Below are 25,136 nucleotides of genomic sequence, written 5' to 3'. Positions count from 1 at the left end.
GGGATCCGACCCCATCGTCAATCACCGCCCGCGCAGGAAGAACGACACCGGCACCATCACGTCCACCGGGTCGCCGGCCACTTCGGCCGGCGGCGCCGGTACCGGGCTGGCGCGCTGCACGGTGTCCAGCGTCTCCTGGTCAAGCAGCGCGAAGCCACTGCTGCGGCCCAGCTTCAATCCCGAGACCGCTCCATCGCGGGCCACGGCAAAGCGCACGTAGACCACGCCCTGCTGGCGCAGCCGCTCGGCCTGGCGCGGATAGCGGCGATGCTTCTGCAGGTGCCCCAGCAGGCGACCTTCCCAGCTTGCCTCGGCGCGACTGCGCTCACCCGCCGTGGTCTGCGGTGCGGTGTAGCGCGCGGCGGCGTCAGCGGCCACCTGTGGCGGTGCGCTGGTCTGCGCGACATTGGCGTCGGCGACATCCGGCGAGGGCGTCGGCTCTGGTGTACGCGGCGGTGGCAGGTCACCCTGCGGCTGCACCGGCGCCTTCGGTTGCTCGCGCAGCGCCGGCTTCGGCGCCCGCCGCTGCTGTTGCTGCTGCAGTGGACCGGTGGCGACCTCGCGCGGCGGCACCGGCGGTGCCTGCGCCATCGGTGCCAGTTCCAGCATCAGCGCGGCGGGCGGCGCCGTCGCAGCCAGTACCGGTGCGCGCGTCGCCCACCAGCAGGCCACGCCGATCAGCAGCGCATGCACCAGCAGCACGATCGCCAGGCTGGTCGCCCAGCGCCGCAATCCGCTCATCGCGCGCCCTGCTCCAGTCCAACCAGTGCCACCTTCAAGTAGCCTGCGCCACGCAGCGCGTCCAGCGTCGCCATCAGTTCACCGTAAGGCACGCGGGTATCGGCACGCAGGAAGATGCGCTGCGCGGTGTCGCCGTGGGTGGCCGCCTGCAATGCAGCGGCCAGCCCGTCACGCGCCACCGCCTGCTCGCCCACGCGCAGCGACAGATCGGCCTGCACGGTCACATACACCGGCGCCTGTTCGGGCGGCGTGGCACTGGCGCTGCTGGCCGGCAGCTGCACGGGCACTGATACGGTGGCCAGCGGTGCGGCTACCATGAAGATGATCAGCAGCACCAGCATCACGTCGATGAAGGGCGTGACGTTGATCTCGTGTGCTTCTTCCGGTGCGTCGTCGCGGTCGGACGCGGTCCTGATCGCCATCGTCGCGCCTCAGTGCACCGCGCGCAGCGGTGCCGCTGCGGTACGCGGCACGGCACGATCAAGATCGCGCGAGACCAGCTGCTGCACGGCCGCCGACAGATCGCCGAGCAGGCCCCGCAGGCCGGCCAGCACGCGGCTGAAATGGTTGTAGACCAGTACCGCGGGAATCGCCGCGACCAGGCCGAGTGCGGTCGCCAGCAGGGCCTCGGCGATGCCGGGCGCAACCACCGCCAGGTTGGTGGTGTTGCTGTGTGCGATGCCGATGAAACTGTTCATGATGCCCCACACCGTGCCGAACAGGCCGACGAAGGGCGCCACCGCGCCGATGCTGGCGAGCACACCGATGCCGCGCCGCTGCACGCGCGCGGTCTCCAGTTCGATGCGGTCCAGGCGCGAGGCGATGCGTTCCTTGATGCCGTCGCGACTATCCAGATCCTGCGACAGGCGCAGTTCGGTGCGTGCTGCGTCCAGCATCGCCAGCGCGGTGCCCTGCTGCAGACTTGCCTCTTCGCTCTGCGGCGGCAGCTGCGCGGACTGCAGCAACAGCGCGCGCGCCGCACGCAGCTGCCGGGCCTGGCGCGTCAGTTCCCAACCCTTGGCCAGCAGTATGGTCCAGGTGGCCAGCGACGCCAGTGCCAGCGCGATCATCACGGCCTTCACCACCACGTCGGCGGCCAGGTACATGCCCCACGGGGTCAATGCGGGGGCGGCCACGGGGGCCAGGTCAGCAGGCAGCATCGTCTCGGTTTCCATCAGCATCAGGGGTCGCTGCGCCACGACGGGCCGCGCGCGGATCATTGGCGTCGTCCACTTCCACGACCGGATGGGGCTCCAGCCGCGGTGCCGGTCGGCTCAGCACGTAGCCGGCGCTGACCGCGAAGAACAGGCCCACGCCCAACAGCAGGCGCCAGGACGGGTGCGCGCCCCAGCAGAACAGGGCAAAGCCCAGCGCCATGCCGGCACTGGCAAACGCCTTGCCCTTGCGCGATACCGCGCCCTGCTCGCGCCACAACCGCAGCGACGGGCCGTAGCGCGGATGCGCCAACAGGCGCTGCTCGAACTTCCGCGAGCTGCGCGCGAAGCAGCCCACGGCCAGGATCAGGAAGATGGTGGTCGGCATCACCGGCAGCAACGCGCCGATCACCCCGAGCCCGACCATCAGCCAGCCCAGCGCGAACCAGAGCCAGCGCATCAGCGCTGCACCTGTGGGCGTGCGCCGTGCATCAGGCGAATTCCACTTCGACGTGGCCGTGCACGCTGCGGAACGCGGCGTCGGCCGCATCGATCACCTGCTGCTCCTGCTCGGCACTCAGCGGTACCGCGTCCAGCGCCGCGGTGAACTCGCGCCAGTGGCGCGCCGCGCCATCCGGATGCGCGGCCAGGTGGCGGGCGCCAAAATCACGATCCAGGCCTAGCTTGGCAGCCATCTTGTACAGAATGGTGCCGCCCAGGTTGGAGCCTTCGGCCACGTACAGCCACCCCAACGCGGCGGGCAGTTCCAGATCGGACGGCAACGCCGCGATGTCAGCCCCCGGCAGGGTCTGCTCCAGGTCCTGCAGGTCGCGCGCGACCTGGGTCAGGCGGCGGCGCTCGCCCAGGTCCGGCAGCAGTGCGTCCAGCGCAGGGTTGGCATACAGCGCATCGATGCTGCGGTGGAAGCGATACTGCACGCGCAGGAAACGGGCGAAATTGCTGCGGTCGGCGAAGATGTCGCCGGCCATGATGCGCTTGTCCAGGGCACCGTGGCTGTCGCGGGTGGCGGCCTTGAGCCGCAGGCTGCGGCTTTCTTCAGGGGCGATGTGTGCGTTCATGGGGGAATGCCAAGGGGGTCGTCGTGCTGTAGACGTCTGCCACGGGGCTTTCCCCAAGGCCGTCTACACCGATAATGGGCCATCCCCTTGTCCATCCGGAACCGACGATGATCACCACCGAACCGCGCATGACCAACCTGTTCCTGCAGCTGGGCCTGGATGCAAGCGCCGAGGGCATCGCCCGCTTCATCCGCGAACACCAGCTGGCCACCGACGTGGAGGTGGTCGAAGCACCGTACTGGAACGATGCCCAGCGCCAGTTCCTGTCCGAATCACTGCAGGCCGATGCGGCCTGGACCACGGTGGTGGATGAGCTGAACGAGTCGCTGCACGAAGATGCGGTAAAGGCTTCGAGCGGGCTGTAAATAGACGCCGGGCATGGCCCGGCGCTGTCGATTGCACGGCAGAAGCGGTGCGGACCAAGGTCCGCGCCCACCGAGGGCGGTTGGGCTCGCTGGGGTCAGAGCCCTTTCCGCAGGAAAGGGATCCGACCCCATCGCTCATCCACGATCGGTCAGTACTTCCAGGTCAGCGCCAGCCGCGCAGTGCGGCCCGGGGCCGGCATCACGCCCAGGGCCAGCGGGTCCAGGTAGTAGCGGTCGGTCAGGTTGTCCACGCCGGCTTCCACCGACAGCTGGTCGTTGAAGCTCCAGCTGGCGAACAGGTCCACCAGCGTGGTTGGCCGGTACAGCTGCTGGATCGCCGACAGGCCCACGTTCCAGTCCTTGTCCAGCTTGCTGATCGGGCCGGCGTTGTGGACCACGCGGGTGCCGAAGGTCAGGCGCTCGTCGAACAGGCGCGAGCCCAGGGTCAGGTTGACCATGTAGCGCGGTGGGTTCTGGGTATTGGTGTACGAGCCCTCGAAGCCGCCGTCCACGCAGTCAGGCGTGTTGGCCAGCTCGCCGTTCCTGCGCTGCACCCCATAGGCACGGCGCTCGGCGGCGATGTCCGGCGCGCAGGTCTTGGCCTTGAAGTAGTAGTGCGCGGACAGATCGGCAAATACCTTGCCGCTGTCATAGCTGGACTGGAACTCCATGCCCGAGACCTTGAACTGGTCGACGTTGCGGATCAGGCCCGCCGACAGCGTGCGGTAGTCACGGGTGATCAGGTCGTCGATGCGGGTATCGAAGTACGCCAGCTTCAGCGCCAGGCGGTCACCGGCGGTGAACAGGTCGTAGCGGAGGGTGCTGGCGCCGATTTCCCAGCTGCGCGCACGCTCCGGCTTCAACTCGCCCACCGGCTTGGCAGCGGTGAACAGGCCCAGCGTGGTCTCGAACAGGCTCGGCAGCTTGGTGCCTTCGGCGTACTTCACGTAGACCATGGTGTCTTCGCTGAAGCGGTAGGCCACGCTGGCGGTCGGCGAGAACGCGGTGTCACGACGGCGGATCGGCTGCGACCAGGTCCAGCTGACCGGCACTTCCAGGTCCTGCGCCTTGCCGGCGTCGTAGAAGTTCCAGCCACCGATGTCGCGCACCGTGCCCTTCTTGTACGGTGAGGCCAGCAGCGATTCCTGGGTGAAGTTGCCGTTGGCATCCGGATACCAGTTCAGCAGCGCGATGCGCTTGGCCCGCCACGACGGCAGCGCCGGGTTGCCATTGAGCAGTTCGGTGTAGCGGTACTGGCCCTGCACCTCATAGGCATCGGGTGTGGCCAGGCGGTTGCGGTCATGCACATCCACGCGGTTCCAGCGGCCGCCGGCCAGCAGTTCCCAGTGCTCATCGGGCTGCCACTTCAGCGAGGCCACGGCGCTGTATTCCTTGCGCTCGGCGTTGCGCAGGAAACGGTTGTTGACCAGATCGTCGTGCATGACCGGGCCCGAGCTGCCCGGTGCGATGTCTTCGTCACTGTAGGACAGGCCGTAGTCGAGGGTGAACGCACCGGCGCGGGTATCGAACTTCGAGGTGTTGCTGGCATCCAGGCCGAAGCGCTTCTGCCGCAGCGGATTGCGGTAGGCATCCTTGTAGCCGGGGTCGCCACTGAAGCTGGGCGCGTCGTACCACTCGGTACGACGATCGAAATACCACGGGGTGATGCCGGTCAGGCTGTTGTACATCACGCTGTCGGTGTCGGTGTACGCGGCATTGACGCGCAGGTCGACCAGCTCGCTGTCCGGGTTGAAGCGATAGCGCAGGGTGTAGCTGTCCATGTCGACGTGGCCCGGATCCCATTGCGGAATGCGGTCGCGATCGACGCGGATGATCTGCGAGGCCATGATCTCGCCGGCGGTGCCTTCGTAGCGGCGGTAGCCCGCCTCCAGGGTCTGTGCATCGTCGATACGCCAGGTGCCCTTGAGCAGCGCCGACTTCGAGCGGGCCGAGGTATTGAAGACCTCGGTACGCGGCGGATTCAGCGGTGCCAGCGTGCGCCGGGTCTGTGGGAAATCATCGTAGCCGTGCTTGCCGGAGAAGTAGTTGCCATTGTCGCGGTAGGCGTAGGCGGCGACCAGATCGAAGCGATCCCAGTGTCCCGCAGCGGCCACGTTGAAGAACTGACTGCCGGTGGCGCTGCGATCGTTGCGCGGCGCGGCGCTGTAGGACGGCAGGTTGTTGGCACTGGCGTTGGCCAGGCCGCCACGCACGCGTACGCCGAAGTCGCGCTCTTCGCGCAGCACGTCGCCGATCTTCAGCGTCTCCATCTCGACCACGCCGCCGATGCCGCCGGAGGCGTTGGCCTGCAGGCTCGGGCCCTTGGTGATGGTCAGGCTGGAGATCAGGTCCGGGTCGAGGTAGGTACGCTGCGATTGACCGGCATAGCCACGGTAGGTATCCATGCTGGACTGGCCACCGTCGATGATCACCGGCACGCGGCCCTGGCCCTGGATGCCGCGGATGTTGACGTCGAAGCCATTGCCAACGCGTGGGTCACCGGCAGTGACGCCGGCCACGCCCTTGACGATGTCGCCGTTGGACGTACCGCGGAAACGCTCCAGGTGCGTGCGGTTGAGCGTGGTGGTGGAACCGACGCTGCGATAGCTGTCGAGCAGGCGCGCCTCGTCGCTGGTCGCGCCACTGTCGACGCGGTCGCCGGCCACGCTGAGCGTGTCGGTGACGATCACGCCGCTGTCGGCCTGCGCCGGCGTTGCCGCTTCCAGCGTGACTGCATCTGCGCTGACCCGGCGCACCGCCAGGCCACTGCCCTGCAGCAGCTGCTGCAGCGCCTCGTTGGCCGGCAGGCTGCCATTGACCGCACGCGAGCTCACCCCGTGGGCCGGGATGGCCGGATACACGACCTGCACGCCGGACTGGCGCATGTAGCTGCGCAGCGCATCGTCCAGGGGCTGCGCTGGAATGTCGAAGCGCTGTACGGCGGCGTGATCGCCACGGGCGTTCTGTGCCAGCACGGATGGCGTGGCACTGGCCAGGCCGGCAGCCAGCAATGCAATGCACAGGCGGGACGGGCGCGGCGCGCGGCCCGGACGGTGGGAGTCGAACATGGGGAACCTGTCAGGTAATCGGTGCCGCAGGCGCGGCGTCATCCGCAACACAGGCGGACACGGCGACGTACGTGGCGGCGGCGGGTACGTTCGCGGGGTAAGACGGCTGGGCGCGCGGCAACCCCAAGGGCGATTTGCGGTCGCGGTGGGTGCCGACCGTTGGACGGCACATCGGGAACATCATCCACGCATGGCGTGGATCTACTGATGGATGATGGCGACGCCGAGCGGCAGGCGGGTGACCTGCAGACCTGCCGTCGCCGCCAACGCGTCCAGCGCCTGTTCCGGGCGATCGATGCGCAGCGCCGCACTGATCGCCGGCAGTCGCGACAGATCACCGCGCACGAACGTCGGGCCGGCACGATAGCGCCCCACCCATTGCACGGCGTCGGCGACGCTGGCCTGCTCCAGCAGCAGCTCGCCCTGGCGCCATGCACCCACGCTGTCGGCCGCCACATCCTGCAGGCGCGTCACGCCGCTGCGCTCGCCATAGACGGCGCGCTGGCCCACCTGCAGGTAGGTCCAGCCACCGTCGGCCGGGCTGGCCACACGCACCCTGCCTTGCCCGACCTGGGTTTCCACCCGGTCATCGCCACGCGCGACGGTGAACGCGGTCGAGATGTCCTCAACCACGCCATTGCCGGCACGCACGCTGAAACGCCGCTGCGCATCCGGGCTGACCTCGAACCAGACGCGCCCGCGCAGCAGCTCGACCTCGCGTGCGTGCGCATCGAAGCGCACGGCGATCGCGCTGTCCGCATCCAGCACTGCGCGGCTGCCATCGGGCAGCGTTACGTTCTGCACGACGTGCGAGCTGCGATGGTCGGCCTGCAGCCGCAACCAGGCCTCCGGCCATGCCACCAGCATCGCCAGCACAGCTGCAGCGGCCATCGCCCAGCGCATTCGATGCGGGCGGCGGCGTTCGGCACACCGGGCCAGCGGGCGTGGCCCGACACTGCGCCACAGCGTGCGCTCGTGCTCGAAGGCCCGGCGGTGCCCCGGCTCTGCCAGCCAGCGCTCGAACTCGTGCATGCGTCCCTCGCCGATGTCACCCGAGGCCAGCCACGCAATCCAGCCCCGGGCCTGTTCGGCCAGGGCATCGTCATTGGCGGCGGGCAGCGTGTTCGGCGGGCTCATCGGCTGGCGGACAGGCGCATTCAAGCGCGGGCGGGGGAACTAGACCGCATCCACGGTCCAGTGATCAAGACGTTTCAGCGAGGGCCAGGCCCAAGCCGGAGCGATCATCGGCCGCTGCGCGCCCAGGCCAGGCGTTGCAACGCGGTGCGCACATGGTTCTCGACGGTGGTCACCGACACCCCGAGGCGGCGGGCGATCTCGGCCTGTGTCAGCCCCTGCAGGCGGTTGAGCCGGAAGATGGTGCGGGTCGGCTCCGGCAGGTGTCCGGCCGCATCCAGCACACGCTGCAGCTCGTCCTGGGCCATGGCCTGTTCCTCGGTCGAGATGACCTCGTCCGCTCCCCACAGGTAGTGGTCGGCCAGCAGGCGGTTGCGCCGGGTCGATTCGCGGCCGTGGTCGGTGGCCAGGTTGGCGGCCAGCCGGTACAGGTAGGCACGCGGATTGTCGATGGCCTGGCTGTCATCGACACCACGCGCCTTGAACCACACCGCCTGGATCACGTCCTCGGCGCCGTTGTCGCCCCCCAGGATGCGTTGCACCCGGCGCAGCAGCGCAGGCCGCTCGCGGATCAGCAGTTCGGTGAGGGAGGCGGCATTGGAGGACATGCGCGGAACCGGGACGACAGGCGGAAGGCGCCGCGCATGCTACTCCGTTAATGAGAATCAGTCACGTTCGCACCAATGGATGCACCCGGTCAGCCCGTCATAGACGCTCTGCGAGGTCCCCGGCAACGGGTCATGCAGTGGATTGCGGGCGGCGAGCGCGGCATGGAAGGCCTCCACCGGTGTGCCAGGCACCAGCGGCAGGCGGCACAGCCAGGTCGGTTGCCGGGCGACGATCGCACCGTCATGCCGCGACACAGCCAGGTCACTGGCGGCAAATGCCCACAGGCACTCATGCACCGTGCCGCGTACCGCGTCCACCGAGCAGCGCAGGCGCAGGGCGCGGATATCGCTGTACTCGCCTTCGCAGAAGGTATCGCCGCAGATCGCGTCGAACCCGTACTGCAGACGTCCCTCCAGGGCAAAGAAGCGGTCCCAGTTGGCTTCCTGCCGCGGGTAGTCGATCAGGTCGACGTAAGGAGAGGCCTGGGCCAACGGCGCAACCAGCAGCATGCAGAACAGGGCGAACGGCAGGGCAGACACTTTCATCGGCGGACTCCTTGGCAAGGTCGATCCAGCCTGCGCCCCCGCACCGGCCGGCCCTATCAGCCAACCCCGGCCTGCCGCGTGGGTCCCTGCCCCACGCAGCGGTCAGCCCCTCCCTCTGCACAGCGCCCGGCAAAGGCATAAAATGGGGGGCTATCCGTCTATATCCCCCACCTGGAGCACGACCATGGGTCTGGAACTCGTCTCGCCCGGCAAGAACCCGCCGGAAGAAATCAACGTCATCATCGAGATCCCGAAGGACTCGGAGCCGGTGAAGTACGAAGTGGACAAGGAAACCGGCGCGATCTTTGTCGACCGCATCCTGTCCACCCCGATGCGTTACCCCTGCAACTACGGCTACGTGCCGAGCACCCTGTGCGGCGACGGCGATCCGGCCGACGTGCTGGTGGTGCTGCCGCTGCCGCTGGTGCCGGGCTCGGTCGTGCGCTGCCGTCCGGTCGGCGTGCTGAAGATGAGCGATGAGGCGGGCAGCGACGAGAAGATCCTGGCCGTGCCGGTCTCGAAGATCTTCAGTGGCTACGCCCACGTTGAAGACATCGCCCAGGTCTCGAGCCACTGGCTGGAGCGCATCGGCCACTTCTTCGAGCACTATAAGGACCTGGAGAAGGGCAAGTGGGTCAAGCTGGACGGTTGGGGCGGCGCCGCTGAGGCCAAGCAGATCCTGATCGAGGCGCACCAGCGCCACCTCGACAGCAAGGCCTGAGCCTGAACCGGATCGCTCCGGCGGTACCCTGCCGGAGCGATGCGGGTCACGTTTCATGATGACGGCACATCACTCTTGCTGCCGTATTAGGTAAATTGCGTCACTTCACACGTCATCGACATCCATCGTCGAGACAGCCAGGGGAATGTGTCGTGCGTATTCTGCTTGTTGGGGATGCAGCCAGCCTGCCGGCTGAGCTGACCGAATTCATTGCCGATCTTGGGGAAGACTGGCAGCCGCTGACCGCCACCGATGGCCAGACCGCGATGACCGCGGTTGCCACCCAGGGCGTTGACGCGGTGATTGTCTGTCCGCAGCTGCCGGACCTCAATGCCACCACGCTGCTCGGCCAGATCAGGACCCTGCGTCCGGAAACCATCCGCATCGCGCTGGTGGACGCACAGCATGGCAACCGGCCGCCGCCGGCACGCCTGATCGGTGTCGCTCACCGTTTCCTGCCGTTGCCACTGGCACCGGAAGTACTGCTGGAAGCGCTGACCAGCCTGGAAGAGCTGCGCGAAGTGCTGGACAGCCCGCGCCTGCGCGATGCCATCGGCCGCATCGAGAAACTGCCGTCGCCGCCGCACCTGTACCTGAGCCTGACCCAGGCGCTGGAGCATGATGACGACGCCGACAGCGCCGACGTGGCCAAGCTGGTGGCCGCCGATCCGGCCATCGCCGCCAAGGTGCTGCAGTTGTCGAACTCGGCGTTCTTCAGCCAGGGCCGCACCATTGCCGACCTGCGTACTGCAGTCACCCGGCTGGGCCTGGCCACGCTGCGTGACCTGGTGCTGGCCAGTGAAGTGTTCTCGGCACCGACGCTGTCGACTGCCGAACGCAACTCGCTGCAGCAGCGCGCCCTGCTCGCCTCGCGCCTGGCCGCACGCCTGCTGCCCGAATCCAGTGCCGAACTGGGCGCAACTGCGGCACTGCTGGCCGACATCGGCCTGCTGCTGCCCGGCGTACGCAACGAGCGCACCGAGCCGTCGCTGGCCGGTGATACCCGCCCAGGCCATGCCGAAGCCGGTGCCTACCTGCTGGGGCTGTGGGGCCTGCCGATGCCGATCATCGAAGCGGTGGCATTCCACCTGCAGCCGCAGCGCGCCAACACCCGCAGCTTCTGGGTGACCGGTGCGGTGCACGTGGCTCTGGCGCTGGTCAACGGCGACCCGGTGGATGAGGACTATCTGCAGCGCGCGGGCGTGCTCAACAAACTGCCGCAGTGGCGTGAACATGCCAACAGCCTGATGGGGCTTACGCCGAGCGAAGCCTGAGTTCCACCGGCAATCCACACGATGAAGGCGCGTCCGCAGGGACGCGCCTTCGTTGCATCAGGGCTGCGCGCAGTGGTCGTACACGCAGCGCTCGAACAGGAACTGGCAGTACGCCGCATCCTCACCGGCCTTGATGCAGTTGCTGCGCACCTCCGCGCAATAACGGCCATTGGCACACACCAGCGGACCGGCCGACACACTGCCGGCCAGGCTCAGGACGGCGAGAACTGCAGCAGCAAACATACGTGGCATCGCGTTGTTCATTTCGCGCTCTCCCTGGTCCGGAATGGACCTCTGCGAACCTACCAGCGGTCCAGTTGCGACAAGCGTGACCTTTGTCGCTGAAGCGCCCGATTCAGAATTTCCCGACCCGGCTCTGCCAAACGCAAAGAGGGCGGGCCTTGCGGCCCGCCCTCCTCGTCTTGCCTTCAGGCTTCGATGGATCAGAAGCGCTGGTTGTACTGGATGAACAGGAAGCGGTCGTAATCCAGCATCGGGTCCAGCTGCACGGCACTGGCGTTGGTCACCGCGTAGGTGATCGGCGGGGTCTTGCCGAACACGTTGCGGGCACCGACGGTCACGCTGCCGTTCCACGGGGCCTGCCAGGTGGCCGAGATGTCGTGATAGACGATCGCGCCCTTCTTGTTGGCACCCAGGCCACCGCTCCAGCCACCGTTCTCGGTGTAGTAATCCGGCTGGTTGCACTCCAGGCCATTTTCCTGGTCGTAGCAGAAGTCGCGGAAGCCGCCGTAGTAACGCATGGTCCAGGTGGCCGACAGGTCGCCCTTGGTCCAGGTGCTGGCCAGGGTGCCGCGGACACGCGGGTAGTTCCAGTAGCCTGCGTAGTCATCCCATGCAGCACCCTTGGTGGCCTGCTGACGGAAGCTGGTCAGGTAGTTGGTGTCCAGGTTGAACGACAGGGTACCGAAGCTGTATTCCGGCATGCGGTAGCGGACGCCGAAGTTGTAGCCTTCGGTTTCCAGCGAGCCCAGGTTCGCGTTGCCGCGGCTCAGGCCGGTGACCTGCTGGCCGTTGGCGACGTCGCCACGGCTGTACTGGTCACAGAAGGCCTGCACACCGTTCTGGTAGCACTGGTTCAGCACGTAGTTCGCCGACAGCGCGGTGATCACGTTGTCGACAGTGATCTTGTACCAGTCCAGCGAGACGTTCAGGCCGCTGACGAAGCTCGGGCTCCAGACCAGGCCCGCGGTGCGGGTCTTGCTGGTTTCCGGCTGCAGCTTGTCGTTGCCCACACCCGAGTTGAACGGGTTGTTACCCTGGGTGTCACGGGCACTGATCGGACGACCGGCAGCGTCGGTCTGACGGAAGTCGGACGCCAGGCCTTCAGCACCGCAACGGGCTGCAACGGCCGGGTTGCTGCGCTGGCCGAACACGGCATCACACGGATCGGTGAACTTGTCGAAGGTCTGCGAACCACCACCGAACGTGTCGTCCAGGGTCGGGGCACGGAAGCCCTCGCCGTAGGTCGCACGCACCAGCAGGTCGTCGATCGGCTTCCAGGTCACGCTGAACTTGCTGTTGACCGTGTTGCCGAACTTGTCGTAGTCCGAGTAGCGGCTGGCGATATCCAGCGACAGCTCCTTGGCACCCGGCAGGTCACGCAGCAGCGGCACCATCAGTTCCAGGTAGAACTCGTTGGTCTTGTACTTGCCTTCGGTCGGCTGCGCGGCCAGCTCGGTGGTGTAACCCGAGGAGGACAGTGCGTCCGGGTGATCGTAGCCCGACACTTCGCGATGCTCGTAACCGGCAGCGAAGGCGAACTCGCCCGCATCGCCCGGCATGTCGAACAGCGAACCGGTGATGTTGGCGAAGTACTGCTTGCTCTTGCTCTGGCCGGTCGAGTTCAGCAGGGTGTTGATGTACTTCAGCGCATCCGGGGTCGCGGCGCTGGCGCCGCCCAGCAGGTCGAACGGAACGCAGCTGCCCGGGCTGGTGCCCAGCGCGATCGGGTTGGCAGCGGTGCCGCACTGGGCGACGCCGTTGGCGTTGATGAACGACGGGCCGAGGGCGTTCTTCAGGGCCAGCAGGTTGATGTTGCCCGAGCTGGTCTGGGTCACGTCGAACTGGTTGTAGTTGATGCCCACATCCCAGTCGAACGGACGGTTGTTGAAGTCGAAGTTGCCTTCCAGGGCCGCGTCGAAGTGCAGCGACTTGACGTTGTTCTGGGTGATGCGCGGCAGTTCGAAGATACGACGGCCCCAGCCACCGATGTCAACGCCGGCGCCCGGGTTGGCCCAGTTGCCCAGCGGGTTGTAGATGCTGTCCTTGCTGATCGCCACCGGGAACTGCGGCTGCGAGGTGCCGGTCAGCGGGTAGCCGGCGATCTGGCGCTTGGAATCGCGCTCGGAGTACATCGCCGTCGACTTCAGACGCAGGTTGTCGTTGATGTCGTAGCTGGCCGAGGTGAACATGGTCTTCGACTCAGCGCCCTGGTTCAGCATCATCTGCTGCGAGGCGTTGTAGTAGTCGTCCAGACCAATCAGGTGGTAGTTGTTGAAGTTGTTCGACGGCTGGCCAACGCCGACCGGGGTGTCCCAGGAACCGGTGTGGTTGACCACCCAGGTGTTCGGGACCCACTTGCCAGCCTTGTTGTATTCGCCAGCACCGGCGGTGCCTTCGGCACGCGGATCGGTGAAACGACCCCACGGGCCAGCCGGGCTCAGACCGTCTTCCTTGTGGCCCTGGCCATAGGAGTACTTGGTCAGGCCACGATCCTTGGCCCACACCGGATCTTCCTTGATATAGTTCGCGCCGAACACGATCGAGGAGCGCTCGCCGCTGGCACCCAGGGTCAGGCTGTACTGGGTCTTGGAACCGTCGCCGTGGCTGTTCTGGCCATAGTAGGCACTGGCCTCGGCGCCGTCGAAGTTCTTGCGCAGGATGATGTTGACCACGCCGGAGATGGCGTCGGAACCGTAGATCGCCGAGGCGCCGTCCTTCAGGACTTCAATGCGCTCGATCAGCGAGGTCGGGATGGTCGACATGTCGGTGAAGCCGGCCAGGCTGGTGCTCCAGCGCTTGCCGTTGACCAGCACCAGCGTGCGCTGCTCACCCAGGTTGTACAGGCTGACGTACTGGCCGCCCTGTTCCGGGTTGGACGCCAGCACGGCCGCCTTGCTGAAGGTCTGGGTGCCTGCCACGGACAGGTTCTGCAGCAGGTCGCCGACGCTGACCAGGCCCGAACGCTGGATGTCCTCATGGCTTACGGTGAGGACCGGCTGGGAGGTTTCCACATCCACCGAGCGGATGCGGGAGCCGGTGACTTCCAGGCGATCAAGGGTGGTCGGGGCACTGGCTTCCTGTGCGGAAGCAAATGCCGGTGCCAGCGCCAGCGCGATGCCGGCGGGCAGCAGGCCCAGCCGCACGGCAGGGGTGCGAACGTTCATCAATCTCTCCAAGGTACGTGTTAGTAGCGTGTTAAAACGCTCCAGCACGTTACGATTGCGTTGCGATGCTGTATTTGCGCGACCCAACCGTAGACTTTGCAGAGTGTGGCGGGAGCAAGCCGCCGTTTTCCCTGAACCGGGAAGCAGACTGCCCGTAACGGGCGCGGAAGGCCCGCGCGAAGCTGCAGCAGTTGTCGAATCCGCTGGCCGCGGCGACCTCGCCCACCATCATGTCGGTGTCGCGCAGCAGATCGGCGGCCCGCTCCAGGCGCAACCGTGCCGAAAGCGACTGGGGGCTCTCTTCATACAGGCTCTGGAAGGTCTTGGAGAGGTACCAGCTGGAGAAGTTGGTCAGCTCGGCCAGTTCGCCGATCCGCACCACGCGGTGGCTGTTGCCCTCCAGATAGAGACGGGCGCGCTGCATGCGGCCGAACACTTGGCGCTTGCGGCTGCGTGAGCGACCGGGGCAGCGCTGTACGTTGTCGGCCAGGTCACGCTGCAGGCCGGCCAGATGCAACAACAGCGGGCGCAGCGCCTGCGCTGGCAGGCCGCTGTCGAGCGCATCGCGCCACAGGCGCAGGGCAACGCGGGCGTCGCCGCGGCTCATGCGACCACGACCGGCATACAGGCCGCAGTCGGCCATCTCGGACAGCACCCGCATCGCCTCCGCAGTCAGGCTGAGGCCCACGCACAGTCCGTTACGGCCGGCCTGCACCAACGGGCGCGACTCCTTCTCGAAGGCAATCCACTCACCATGGCGCAGGCGGAAACGCCCTTCCTTGGCTTCCACCCAGGAACTGCCCCGCACCTGCAGCCAGACAGTGAAGCTTGACCCTGCGGTCTGCAGGCTGCCGAGCCGGGCCACGCCCATGCAGGTCGGCGCGAGATCGTCGAGCGCCTTGTCGAGGGAGACGGTTTGGCCACGATCGGCCAGCGAGAGTTGACGCATGGGGCACCACGGGTTTGCCTGATACAGGCTTCCGTTTTGCCTAATCAGGCGTCAGCCCGTCAGGAAAATCCGCCGAGATCGCCACGAATTCGCGGCGAGAACTCCACGAAAGAATCACGAAGAGATATTTTTCTTCAGGATCAACGACTTGAGAAAGGCCGGGAACAGTGCCGGCGCCGACCGGGGCAGCTGCATGACGCCGATGTCGGCACCATCGCTGACCGCCAGGGCGACGTACAGGTCCCGGCCATCGGCGCTGGCACTGATGCCGTTGCCCGCACTGAGCCGCTGCCGGTCCAGGCAGCGCTCGGAGGCTTCGGTGCCGGCCTGGATATGGATCAAGGTCGTACCGCATTCGGTCGAGTTGCCGAGATACCCGATGCCACCGGTGCCCGCCACCGTCCAGGTGCGATAGCGCCATCGGCTGGGCCGGTCTTCACTGACCTGCTGCACGCTGGCCGGGGACAGTGCCGCATCCACCGACCACAAGCCGCCGGATGCCAGGCGTGTGAACAGCACGCGGCCATCGCCGCGATCGAAACGCGCCTGGGAGACGCCGTCGATACTGGCCAGGCGGCGCCAGGGGGTCACGCTGCGATCGAACAGGCTCAACCGGGTGCGTTGCTCTGCATCGCGCTCGACTACCAGCAGCTGCTCCGGGGTTGCCCCGTACAGGGCCTGCAGCGGCTGATCCACCGGAACCGGCAGCGGTTGCAGGTGCTCGTCGCGCGGGGCGATCTCGTAGACAACGGTACGCCCATGCTCGTCACGCCCGACCACCAGCAGCTGGCGGCTGTCGGCCGACCAGTCCGGCGCCTGCCGCCCCTCCGGACGCAGGCCCTCGATCGGCCGCAGTGAGTCGGGCCGCTGCATGTCCGCCCACCACAGCGCGAAACTGCCGGAACGATCGGAGGTGAAGACCAGCTGGCGACCGTCGGGCGCCGCCATCGGCTGCCCGTCGCGCCCACTGGACGCGAACAGCCGCTCGGCGCTGCCGCCGGCCATCGGCACCTTGAACACGCCGAACTGGGCACGGCGGTGAACGAAGGCCAGCACGTCGCCGTGGCGCGACACCGCAGGCCACTGTGCGTCGTCGAGGCCGGCATCACGCAAGGTGCGGCGCTCCACGTCCAGGTAGTACAACCGCACCTCGCTGTCCACGCGCCGGCCGAACACGATGCTGCGCCCATCGCCCAGCCAGGCCCAGCCACGCTGTTCGGCGGATTCGTTGGTCAACTGCTCCAGCTCACCGCCTCCGGCCGGCATCCGCCACAGGTCGCCCATCTGTGGATTGCGCACGAACACCAGCCACTTGCCGTCGGGCGAGTAGCGTGGCGCGTAGTCAAAATCATCCTGATCGACGGCGTAGTCCAACGCCCGCCACTGGCCGCTGGCCAGGTCGAGCACACGGATACCGCGATGGGCATAGCGGCCCACCATGCTGCCAAAGACCAGGCCGCGGCCATCCGGTGTCCAGTCGAAGCTGAGCAGCTCGGTTCCATCGCAACGGGTCGCCTGGCGCACGCCGCCTCCAGTGGCACTGGCGATCAGCACCTGGCAACCGCCGTCGGCTCCAAAGCGGGCAAAAGCGATCTCGCGCCCGTCCGGTGACCAGCTCGGGAAACGGTCACTGGCCCCCTTCGGCGGCAGCGCCAGCTGCCGGGCCGGCGCATTGCCCGAGGTCTGCACCTTGATCACACCACCTCCGGCGCCATCCTCGTTGGCGCCTTCGTAGGCAACCTGGGAGCCGTCCGGCGAAAGTGTGGGATAGGTTTCAAAACCACTGGTGGCGGTGATCAGGCGATAGGGACGCTGCGGGCTGCCGATCACCCGCACGCCGTTCTCGACCGCTGCATCCACCGGTGAACTCGGCTCCGGCCCGCGCCGCAGCAACAATGTGGCCATGACCAGCAGCGCGGCCAGCATCATCACGCCCAGCACCCACAACAGCTGGCGGCGCAGCTGGCGCCAGCCACGCCGGCGTGAAGGCGCTGCCGGCACGGCCAGCGCCGGAATCGTGCCGGCACCGTCCGGAGACGGCATCACATCCGCAACGGCCACCGCATCCACTTCCGCCACCGGCTCGAAGTCGTCCAGCGCCTGCACCGGTACCAGCAGCCGATAGCCGCTCTTGGCGATGGTCTCGATGTAGGCCTGGCCATTGTCGTCGTCGTTGGCGAACGCCTTGCGCAGCTGGGTGACGGCCTGGGTCAGCACGTCATTGGTCGGCAACGTATCGGGCCAGACCTCGGCAAACAGCTCTTCACGGGTGACCACGCGCCCAGGCTGCCGCATCAACACGCGAAGTACGCCCAGCGCTTTCGGCGTCAGCCGCCGCGGACGGCGCGCGCCTTCAACCTCGACCTCACGCGAGGACAAGGTAATGACACAGTCGCCGACCTGCACGCGGTCGGCGTCAATGGGCGTGAGTTCGCTGCTGTTCATTTTCCGCTATACAGTAGGGACGGGACCTGGGCAGGGCTCACCAGCAATACCGTCCCCACCGTCCCTGGACAGGGCCATCGAAAAGCCAGATTCCGCACAAAGCATCGGCGCATACCGCAAAAACAATAACGCCCCCGGATATTAGCCTAAGCCGGTTACCCCGCCTATGACGGGGTCGACACTCAGGCTCTCTCTCGCCGACGCATTCACATAATCTGCATCACCATTCGCGCCCTTATGGGCGCGAAATTTTTATCTGGCGTTCATTTTTACATGCGCCGAAGCATGGTCAATCCGACCAGACGCGACACCACAAGGCCGATATACATGACGCCTGCGAACTGTTCGAGCATCACCAAGGCCCGTGCCTGCGGGTGCAACGGCACGACGTCACTCAATCCAACTCCGGACAACAAGCTGAAGCTCAGATAAAGCAGCTCCATCCAACTGCGCTCGGGGCCGGCCGTCGCACCCTGGAAACTGCTTGGATACCACTGTTGGCACACCGCGAATGCAAAGGCGAACCCCCAGGCCAGCAGGGTGAAGGTTGCCCCGGCCGCGAACAGTTCGTCGCGTGTTACTCGATGGTCCTGCAGCATGTAGGCGATCAATGCCCCGGCCGTATAGAAGTACAGCAGGCTTTCCAGCAGCTGCGCGGTGGTCAGCAGCGCGCTGCGGTCCAGCAGGGCGCCAGCCAGCGAGAACACCACCGATGGAATGGCCAGCAGCAATGCCAGCCAGGTTCCCAACGGACTGCGCTGGACCACCCACAGCGCCAGGCCGAGTACCGCCATGCCGAACATGCCCAGCGCCGCCCGGCCAGCGGCGGTGTCATCGAGGGCGGGATACAGCAGTACCGCGATCAACTGGGCGGCCAGGAGCCAGGCCGAAGGATGGCGGCGGGCGATGGCCAGCCAGCGGGTGGTCGTGGCAACGGGCATGGCGTCCTTTCCCCTGGGCGATGCGCGGAGGATAGCCGGGCGCGGCGTGATGAACGGTAGTGCCGGCCATTGACCAGCACTCTCCCCGGTCCGTGCACGACGGAATGCTGGCCAGCGGCCGGCACTACCCGTTACCCGTCACCCCTGGCGGTAGACCTCGGCCCCGCCAGCACGGAACTCCTGCGACTTCTCCTTCATGCCGGCCTCGGCGTAGTCGCGCACGTCCTGGGTGATCTTCATCGAACAGAAGTGCGGTCCGCACATCGAGCAGAAGTGGGCCAGCTTGTGCGCGTCCTTCGGCAGTGTCTCGTCGTGGAATTCCTTGGCCTTTTCCGGATCCAGGCCCAGGTGGAACTGGTCCTGCCAGCGGAACTCGAAGCGCGCCTTGCTCAGCGCGTTGTCGCGTACCTGTGCGCCCGGATGCCCCTTGGCCAGGTCGGCCGCGTGCGCGGCAATGCGATAAGCCATGATGCCGTCGCGCACGTCCTGGCGGTTGGGCAGGCCCAGGTGCTCCTTCGGCGTCACGTAGCAGAGCATGGCCGTGCCAAACCAGCCGATCATCGCCGCGCCGATCGCACTGGTGATGTGGTCGTAGCCCGGCGCGATGTCGGTCGTCAGCGGGCCCAGCGTGTAGAACGGCGCTTCGCCGCATTCGCGCAGCTGCTTGTCCATGTTTTCCTTGATCAGCTGCATCGGCACGTGGCCGGGGCCTTCGATCATGGTCTGCACATCGTGTTTCCAGGCGATCTTCGTCAGTTCACCCAGCGTTTCCAGTTCGCCGAACTGCGCCGCGTCGTTGGCATCAGCGATGCAACCCGGGCGCAGGCCGTCGCCCAGCGAGAAGGTCACGTCGTAGGCCTTCATGATTTCGCAGATGTCTTCGAAATGCGTGTAGAGGAAGTTCTCCTTGTGGTGCGCCAGGCACCACTTGGCCATGATCGAGCCGCCGCGGCTGACGATGCCGGTAACACGCTTGGCGGTAAGCGGCACGTAGCGCAGCAGCACGCCGGCGTGGATGGTGAAGTAGTCCACGCCCTGCTCGGCCTGCTCGATCAGAGTGTCGCGGAAGATCTCCCAGGTCAGTGCCTCGGCGCGGCCGTCAACCTTCTCCAGGGCCTGGTAGATCGGCACGGTACCGATCGCCACCGGCGAGTTGCGGATGATCCATTCGCGCGTCTCGTGGATGTGCTTGCCGGTGGACAGGTCCATCACCGTGTCACCGCCCCAGCGGATCGCCCACACCAGCTTCTCCACTTCCTCGGCGATGCCGGAAGACACCGCGCTGTTGCCGATGTTGGCGTTGATCTTGGTCAGGAAATTGCGGCCGATGATCATCGGCTCGCTTTCCGGGTGGTTGATGTTGTTGGGCAGCACCGCACGGCCACGGGCGATTTCGTCGCGCACGAACTCCGGGGTGATGACTTTCTGGATCGACGCACCGAAGGCCTCGCCCGGGTGCTGCTGCAGCAGGCCGGCATCGCGGATCGCGTCCAGGCGCTGGTTCTCGCGGATGGCGACGAATTCCATTTCCGGCGTGATGATGCCGCGGCGCGCGTAATGCATCTGGGTGACGTTGGCACCGGCACGTGCACGGCGTGGCAGGCTGCGCGCGGGGAAACGCACCGCGTCGAGCTTCGGGTCATGCTCGCGATCGCGACCGAACGAAGAACTCAGTCCTTCGAGCTGCTCGGTATCACCGCGCTCTTCCACCCAGCCGCGACGCAGTGCCGGCAAACCGGCGGACAGATCGATGCGCACCTCCGGGTCGGTGTACGGGCCCGACGTGTCGTAAACGGTCACCGGCGCATTCTCTTCGCCGCCGAACAGCGTCGGCGTACGGGTCAACGCGATCTCGCGCATCGGCACCTGCAGATCCGGGCGCGAACCGGGCACGTGGATCTTGCGCGAGCCGGGAATGGGCCGGGTCACGGATGCGGAGAGTTGCTGGGCCTGTTGCTGCAGGGCGGAGAGCTGTGCGTTCATCGGGCATCGTCCAGGAAGGTCAGGGACGAAGCGGCGGCGCATGGCACCCGCGCACGGACGGTCCTTGGGCGGAGTCCGGGCACGGCTGCATTGCAAAGCTTCCCTACGCCGGTATGAGCCGGATCAGGTTCCAAGGGACTGTCTCAACCGTGGCCACATGGCCCGGTACCCCCGCTTCTTGGTGCGCATTAGAGCATAGACCGCCCGCCTCCGGGACCAGGTCGCCATTCGTTAACGGAACCATGACGTCGCGTTCAGTAACGTGCACGCCATCGCGTTGCTGAGATCGATGCGTTCCCCGCCGCCTTCGCGGCCCCTGCCCGGTCCGTGCTGCATGCCGCCGGCCCTTCGCCGCAAGCTCTGCTCGCTCCCCTCAATCCCCCTTGATCGGAGAAGCTCCTTCATGGTGTTTCGCGTTTCCATCGCACTGGTTCTGCTGCTGGTGTTGCTCGCCGGTATCGCCCCCGGCCCCTTCAACACCGTGGTCCAGTCGATGCTGGCGGAAGTCATCCGCAGTGTCGGCTGGCTGTACCTGCTGGTGGTGTTCCTGGCGCTGGTGTTCCTGATGTACCTGGCGTTCGGCCGCTTCGGCAACCTGCGCATCGGCGGCGAGGACGCCGAACCCGAGTTCTCGCGTGCCAGCTGGATGTCGATGCTGTTCGCCGCCGGCATGGGCATCGGCCTGGTGTTCTGGGGTGCGGCCGAGCCCATCTCGCATTTCAGCAAGCCGCCGGAAGGCCTGGCGCCGCAAAGCCTGGATGCGGCGCGCGCATCGATGCGCTATGCGTTCTTCCACTGGGGCCTGCACCCGTGGGCGATCTACGCACTGATCGGCCTGGCGATGGCCTGGTTCCAGTTCAATCGCAATGGACGCGGCCTGGTCAGCGACATGCTGCAGCCGATCATCGGCCGCCACCATCGCGGCTGGATCGGTCGGGTGGTCAACATCGCCGCCGTAGTTGCCACTGCGATCGGTGTCGCCACCACGCTCGGCTTCGGCACCATCCAGATTGCTGCCGGTATCGAACGCGTCTTCAGCGTGCAGGCTACCGTCGCCGTGCAGATGACCATCATTGCCGTCGCCTTCGTGCTGTACATGGCCTCCACCGCCAGTGGCGTAGAGCGAGGTGTGAAGTGGCTGTCCAACTTCAACCTGGCGTTGGCTGCCCTGCTGGCGGCCATCCTGCTGGTGCTGGGGCCGACCGGCTTCATCTTCGATACGTTCACCACCACGCTGGGCTCCTACCTCAACCAGCTGGTGACGATGAGCCTGCGCATGTCACCGTTCTCCGGCAGCACCTGGGTGGCGGACTGGACGATCTTCTACTGGGCCTGGTGGATCTCGTGGGCGCCGTTCGTGGGATCGTTCATTGCGCGCATCTCGCGCGGCCGCAGCGTGCGCGAGTTCGTGATCGGCGTCGTGCTCGCACCGACGCTGCTGGGCTTCTTCTGGTTCGCGGTGTTCGGCGGCACTGCGTTGTGGGCACAGATCTTCGGCCACGCCGATCTGGTGCAGGCGCTTGGCAATGGCTACGAGACGGTGTTGTTCACACTGTTCAACAGCATGCCGCTACCGCTGTTGCTGTCGTGCATCGCGCTGGTGCTGCTGATGATCTTCTTCGTGACCTCGGCCGATTCGGCGGTCCTGGTGCTGGCCAGCATGTCCACCGACGAGGCTGGCGACCCACCGTTGAAGCGCAAGCTGGCCTGGGGCATTGCGGTGGCACTGATCGCAGCGGCGTTGCTGCTGGCCGGAGGCCTGGACGCGCTGCAGGGCATGATCACGATCGCGGCATTGCCATTCGCGCTGCTGATGGTGCTGGTGATGGTGTCGCTGTACCGGGTGCTGGACCAGGAGTACACGCGCGAGCGGCGGCAGGCGCAGCGCCAGCGGCACATGATCGATGCGTGGATCGCACGCGAGATGGCGGCGCAGGAGGAGACGCAGGCCGAGGCAGCGCGCGCGCACGATCAGGATTGAGGGTTGTTTTGCAGCCTGCGGCTGCACCGCTTTTTTCAAGCAACGGCAACAACAACTTCAAAAGCGGCTCTGGATTTCTGCTGGTTTGGCGGGGAGGGGGCCGATGGCGGGACACGCCGCAAGTACGTCCCTGTAGGCTCGGCCACGGCATCCATGCCGTGGACGGTCCCGCCATCGGCCCCCTCCCCGCTTCCGACAATTTCCCGGTGACGGTTGGTTTTCCACGCTATGCGTGGATGAGGTGTATCGGAAAACAAGAAGGGGTCGGATCCGTTTTCCTTCGGAAAACGGATCCGACCCCAACCCACAGCGCGCGGCTGTTGCTGTTGCCTTTGCTTTTGATCTTCTTCTTTTTCTTCCTGCGGTGGCGGCCACGGAAACTGTCAGGGGCCGGGCGGGTGGGCTGGGCGGGGGTGTCAGCCGCATGGATGCGGCTGCCAAGCCTCCAGGGACGGATTCACGGCGTCCCCCGAACAGCCCACCCGCCCGGCCCAATCACATGATCCCGCTTCCACGAACCACCACCGCAGAGGGGGCTCAGCCCGGTGGCCGGGAAACCTCAATACCCCGCCGCCTGCCCGTCCTTGCGGCTCTCCGACGCACCGTAATACACCCCGCTCTCGGGATCGCGCATGATCGCCTGGTACCCGCCATAAGGCCCATCGGCGAACACGATGCGATGCCCCTTGCGCATCAGCGCACGCACCGTCTCGTACGGGAAGCCGGTTTCCAGATTCACTTCGCCGCCATCGGTCATCGCCGTGGCCTGACCCGTCGGTTCAGTCGAGCCTTCGTGCTGGATGCGCGGCGCATCGCCGGCTTCCTGCAGGTTCATCCCGAAATCCACCAGGTTCATCACGATCTGCGCATGGCCCTGCGGCTGCATCGCGCCGCCCATCACGCCGAAGCTGGCATACGGCTTGCCGCCCTTGGTGATGAACCCCGGAATGATGGTCTGGAATGGACGCTTGCCCGGCGCGTAGCCGTTGGGATGGTTCTTCTGCAGCACGAACATCTCGCCACGGTCCTGCAGGATGAAACCCAGACCGGGCGGTGCCATGCCGCTGCCCATGCCACGGTAGTTGGACTGAATCAGCGAAACCATCATGCCGTCGGCGTCGGCCACGGTCATGTAGATCGTGTCGCCCTCCTCCAGCTGCTTCGGCGTGCCCGGCTGCACTTCCTTCAACGCCTTGTCCATCGAGATCAGCGCACGACGCTGCGCGGCGTACTCCTTGGAGATGAGCTTCTGCACCGGTGCCGGCTGGAACGCCATGTCGGCGTAGAAACGCGCACGGTCGGCAAAGGCCAGCTTCTTCGCTTCGACAAACAGGTGCACGTGTTCCGGTGAACCGAACGGGATCTTCGAGAAGTCGTAGCCTTCCAGCACGTTGAGGATCTGCAGTGCGGCGATGCCCTGGCTGTTCGGCGGCAGTTCCCAGACGTCGTAGCCACGGTAGTTGCTGCTGACCGGTTCGACCCACTCGCCATGATGGTCAGCCATGTCCTGGTAGCTCAGGTAGCCACCGTTGGCCTTGAAGTAGTCGCCGATGGTGTGGGCGATCTCGCCCTTGTAGAAGGCGTCGCGGCCACCGTCGGCGATCTTCTGCAGGGTGCTGGCCAGGTTCGCGTTCTTCCACATCTCGCCCTTGCGCGGGGCGTGGCCGTTGATCGTGAACTGCTCCTTGAAGCCCGGGTACTGCGACAACTTGGGCACCGAGCGGTCCCAGTAGTAGGCGATCACCTCGGCCACCGGGTGACCCTCGCGGGCGTAGCGGATGGCCGGCGCCAGGTTGTCGGCCATCGGCTTGCGACCGAAGCGGTCGTGCAGCGCGAACCAGCCGTCGACGGCACCCGGCACCGACACCGGCAGTGGACCGGTGGCCGGGATGTCCTTCAGGCCACGGCGCTGGAACTCGGCCAGGGTGAGCGACTTCGGCGAGCGGCCCGAGCCGTTGTAGCCGTAGAGCTTCTGTGTCTTCGGGTCCCACACGATGGCGAACAGGTCGCCGCCGATGCCGTTGCCGGTGGGTTCCATCAGGCCGAGCGCGGCGTTGGCGGCAATCGCCGCGTCCACTGCCGAACCGCCACCCTTCATCACGTCCAGCGCGATCTGGGTGGCCAGTGGTTGCGAGGTCGCGGCCATCGCATGCGGGGCGATCACCTCCGAACGGGTGGCGAAGGTGTGGCCGGTGATGCGGTCGGCGCCGAAGGACAGCGCGGGTACGGTAGCCAGTACGGCGGCGGCAAGCAGGGAACGGGCAAGGCGTCGGGACACGGTCGGGTTCCGATGGACGGGTGGTTCCCCGATCTTCGCCGCTGCGGCCTTCACGCGGTATCGGACAGACGTCATGGACGTTGATCCTTGGGCGGAAAAATCCACCGGATTTCGCGCAAAAACCGCCCCGAAAGGAGTGAATTCGGGTTCACCGAAACACTTTCAGCAGCAACCATCCTTGTGCCGCAAGCGATTGCGCTGGATGCAGCGGAAACCGATAGAAAATCCGTCGCGAGGGTTGACACCGCCGAAATGGCTGTGTTTCTCTCGATCACATGTTGCATCACAACACGCCACCGCGAATCCACATCGAAGCCGCCGACACCGGCGCCGCCTCGCTGCGTTCGATTCTTGTGCTCGTACTTATTACCCAACCAACAGGTGCGGGACGAGCCAGCGTGTAAGCAACACACACACACCGGAACTCTTCAAAAACCCGCACCCGCCCCGGTGCGGGTTTTT

The 25,136-nt window shown here is 66.2% G+C and carries 20 protein-coding genes and 1 riboswitch; of the genes, 4 read left to right on the top strand and 16 right to left on the bottom strand.

Translation table 11 applies throughout. From position 1 onward, the window contains the following. Positions 1 to 21: 21 nt before the first annotated feature. From AC5P99_RS00670 to AC5P99_RS00650, 5 genes are read right to left on the bottom strand one after another with little or no spacing between them, the layout of a single operon-like run. Positions 22 to 741, bottom strand: a complete 720-nt coding sequence (locus AC5P99_RS00670) for an energy transducer TonB (protein ID WP_060381082.1) — start codon at positions 739 to 741, stop codon at positions 22 to 24. Next, positions 738 to 1,163, bottom strand: coding sequence for a TonB system transport protein ExbD (exbD, locus tag AC5P99_RS00665; RefSeq protein ID WP_005410926.1), 426 nt, complete (start codon positions 1,161 to 1,163; stop codon positions 738 to 740). The genes AC5P99_RS00670 and exbD overlap by 4 nt, the downstream gene beginning before the upstream one ends. Positions 1,164 to 1,172: 9 nt before the next feature. Continuing rightward, on the bottom strand, positions 1,173 to 1,901 hold the full coding sequence (gene exbB, locus AC5P99_RS00660; protein WP_088436999.1) for a tonB-system energizer ExbB: 729 nt from the start codon (positions 1,899 to 1,901) through the stop codon (positions 1,173 to 1,175). Beyond that, positions 1,888 to 2,355 (bottom strand): YbaN family protein, encoded by a 468-nt coding sequence (locus AC5P99_RS00655; protein WP_495212798.1) that lies wholly within the window; start codon positions 2,353 to 2,355, stop codon positions 1,888 to 1,890. Before AC5P99_RS00655 ends, exbB begins: the two co-directional genes overlap by 14 nt. A gap of 31 nt (positions 2,356 to 2,386) precedes the next feature. Beyond that, complete coding sequence (locus tag AC5P99_RS00650; protein WP_024957126.1) at positions 2,387 to 2,974, bottom strand: biliverdin-producing heme oxygenase; 588 nt, start codon at positions 2,972 to 2,974, stop codon at positions 2,387 to 2,389. Positions 2,975 to 3,081: 107 nt separating this feature from the next. Between AC5P99_RS00650 and AC5P99_RS00645 the strand changes: the two genes are divergently transcribed. Beyond that, the gene (locus AC5P99_RS00645) at positions 3,082 to 3,339 is read left to right on the top strand and encodes a DUF2789 domain-containing protein (RefSeq protein WP_005410930.1); all 258 of its coding nucleotides are present in this window, start codon (positions 3,082 to 3,084) and stop codon (positions 3,337 to 3,339) included. Positions 3,340 to 3,488: 149 nt separating this feature from the next. Here AC5P99_RS00645 and AC5P99_RS00640 read toward each other — a convergent pair whose 3' ends face one another. From AC5P99_RS00640 to AC5P99_RS00625, 4 genes are all read right to left on the bottom strand, one after another. Then, on the bottom strand, positions 3,489 to 6,407 hold the full coding sequence (locus AC5P99_RS00640) for a TonB-dependent receptor (RefSeq protein WP_329753495.1): 2,919 nt from the start codon (positions 6,405 to 6,407) through the stop codon (positions 3,489 to 3,491). Between the two features lie 201 nt (positions 6,408 to 6,608). Next, positions 6,609 to 7,544, bottom strand: a complete 936-nt coding sequence (locus AC5P99_RS00635) for a FecR family protein (protein ID WP_049450526.1) — start codon at positions 7,542 to 7,544, stop codon at positions 6,609 to 6,611. Between the two features lie 104 nt (positions 7,545 to 7,648). Next, complete coding sequence (locus tag AC5P99_RS00630; RefSeq protein ID WP_005410933.1) at positions 7,649 to 8,149, bottom strand: RNA polymerase sigma factor; 501 nt, start codon at positions 8,147 to 8,149, stop codon at positions 7,649 to 7,651. Between the two features lie 57 nt (positions 8,150 to 8,206). Next, entirely contained in the window at positions 8,207 to 8,695 is a 489-nt protein-coding gene (locus AC5P99_RS00625) for a hypothetical protein (protein WP_495212797.1), read from the bottom strand. Between the two features lie 184 nt (positions 8,696 to 8,879). Between AC5P99_RS00625 and ppa the strand changes: the two genes are divergently transcribed. Beyond that, positions 8,880 to 9,416, top strand: a complete 537-nt coding sequence (ppa, locus tag AC5P99_RS00620) for an inorganic diphosphatase (protein WP_005410935.1) — start codon at positions 8,880 to 8,882, stop codon at positions 9,414 to 9,416. Positions 9,417 to 9,568: 152 nt separating this feature from the next. After that, positions 9,569 to 10,690 carry an HDOD domain-containing protein gene (locus AC5P99_RS00615; protein ID WP_005410936.1) on the top strand — a complete coding sequence of 374 codons (1,122 nt, stop codon included), beginning with the start codon at positions 9,569 to 9,571 and terminating at the stop codon, positions 10,688 to 10,690. Between the two features lie 57 nt (positions 10,691 to 10,747). On the opposite strand, the gene AC5P99_RS00610 is transcribed toward AC5P99_RS00615, so the two are convergent. The 6 genes from AC5P99_RS00610 to thiC form a co-directional block, all read right to left on the bottom strand. Further along, positions 10,748 to 10,942 carry a hypothetical protein gene (locus AC5P99_RS00610; protein WP_223846439.1) on the bottom strand — a complete coding sequence of 65 codons (195 nt, stop codon included), beginning with the start codon at positions 10,940 to 10,942 and terminating at the stop codon, positions 10,748 to 10,750. 191 nt (positions 10,943 to 11,133) lie between these two features. Beyond that, positions 11,134 to 14,097: a TonB-dependent receptor plug domain-containing protein gene (locus tag AC5P99_RS00605; protein WP_005410938.1), complete on the bottom strand. Its 2,964-nt coding sequence runs from the start codon at positions 14,095 to 14,097 to the stop codon at positions 11,134 to 11,136. Positions 14,098 to 14,146: 49 nt separating this feature from the next. Further along, the gene (locus tag AC5P99_RS00600; RefSeq protein WP_005414398.1) at positions 14,147 to 15,046 is read right to left on the bottom strand and encodes a helix-turn-helix transcriptional regulator; all 900 of its coding nucleotides are present in this window, start codon (positions 15,044 to 15,046) and stop codon (positions 14,147 to 14,149) included. 114 nt (positions 15,047 to 15,160) lie between these two features. Continuing rightward, positions 15,161 to 17,491, bottom strand: a complete 2,331-nt coding sequence (locus AC5P99_RS00595; protein WP_169448156.1) for a winged helix-turn-helix domain-containing protein — start codon at positions 17,489 to 17,491, stop codon at positions 15,161 to 15,163. Between the two features lie 269 nt (positions 17,492 to 17,760). Further along, entirely contained in the window at positions 17,761 to 18,432 is a 672-nt protein-coding gene (locus AC5P99_RS00590) for an ion channel (protein WP_123959007.1), read from the bottom strand. A gap of 138 nt (positions 18,433 to 18,570) precedes the next feature. Further along, positions 18,571 to 20,415, bottom strand: coding sequence for a phosphomethylpyrimidine synthase ThiC (gene thiC / locus AC5P99_RS00585; RefSeq protein ID WP_169448155.1), 1,845 nt, complete (start codon positions 20,413 to 20,415; stop codon positions 18,571 to 18,573). Between the two features lie 82 nt (positions 20,416 to 20,497). After that, a riboswitch (TPP riboswitch) is annotated at positions 20,498 to 20,598 on the bottom strand. Between the two features lie 220 nt (positions 20,599 to 20,818). On the opposite strand from thiC, the gene AC5P99_RS00580 reads away from it, so the two are divergent. Further along, positions 20,819 to 22,396: a BCCT family transporter gene (locus tag AC5P99_RS00580; protein ID WP_049450532.1), complete on the top strand. Its 1,578-nt coding sequence runs from the start codon at positions 20,819 to 20,821 to the stop codon at positions 22,394 to 22,396. A 559-nt stretch (positions 22,397 to 22,955) separates the two neighbouring features. Here AC5P99_RS00580 and ggt read toward each other — a convergent pair. Next, positions 22,956 to 24,674, bottom strand: coding sequence for a gamma-glutamyltransferase (gene ggt, locus AC5P99_RS00575; protein ID WP_169448926.1), 1,719 nt, complete (start codon positions 24,672 to 24,674; stop codon positions 22,956 to 22,958). Positions 24,675 to 25,136 lie beyond the last annotated feature (462 nt).

It is taken from the genome of Stenotrophomonas sp. YJH_SMC_80 (assembly GCF_059372495.1).
This window is presented reverse-complemented; position numbering and strand designations above follow the sequence as displayed.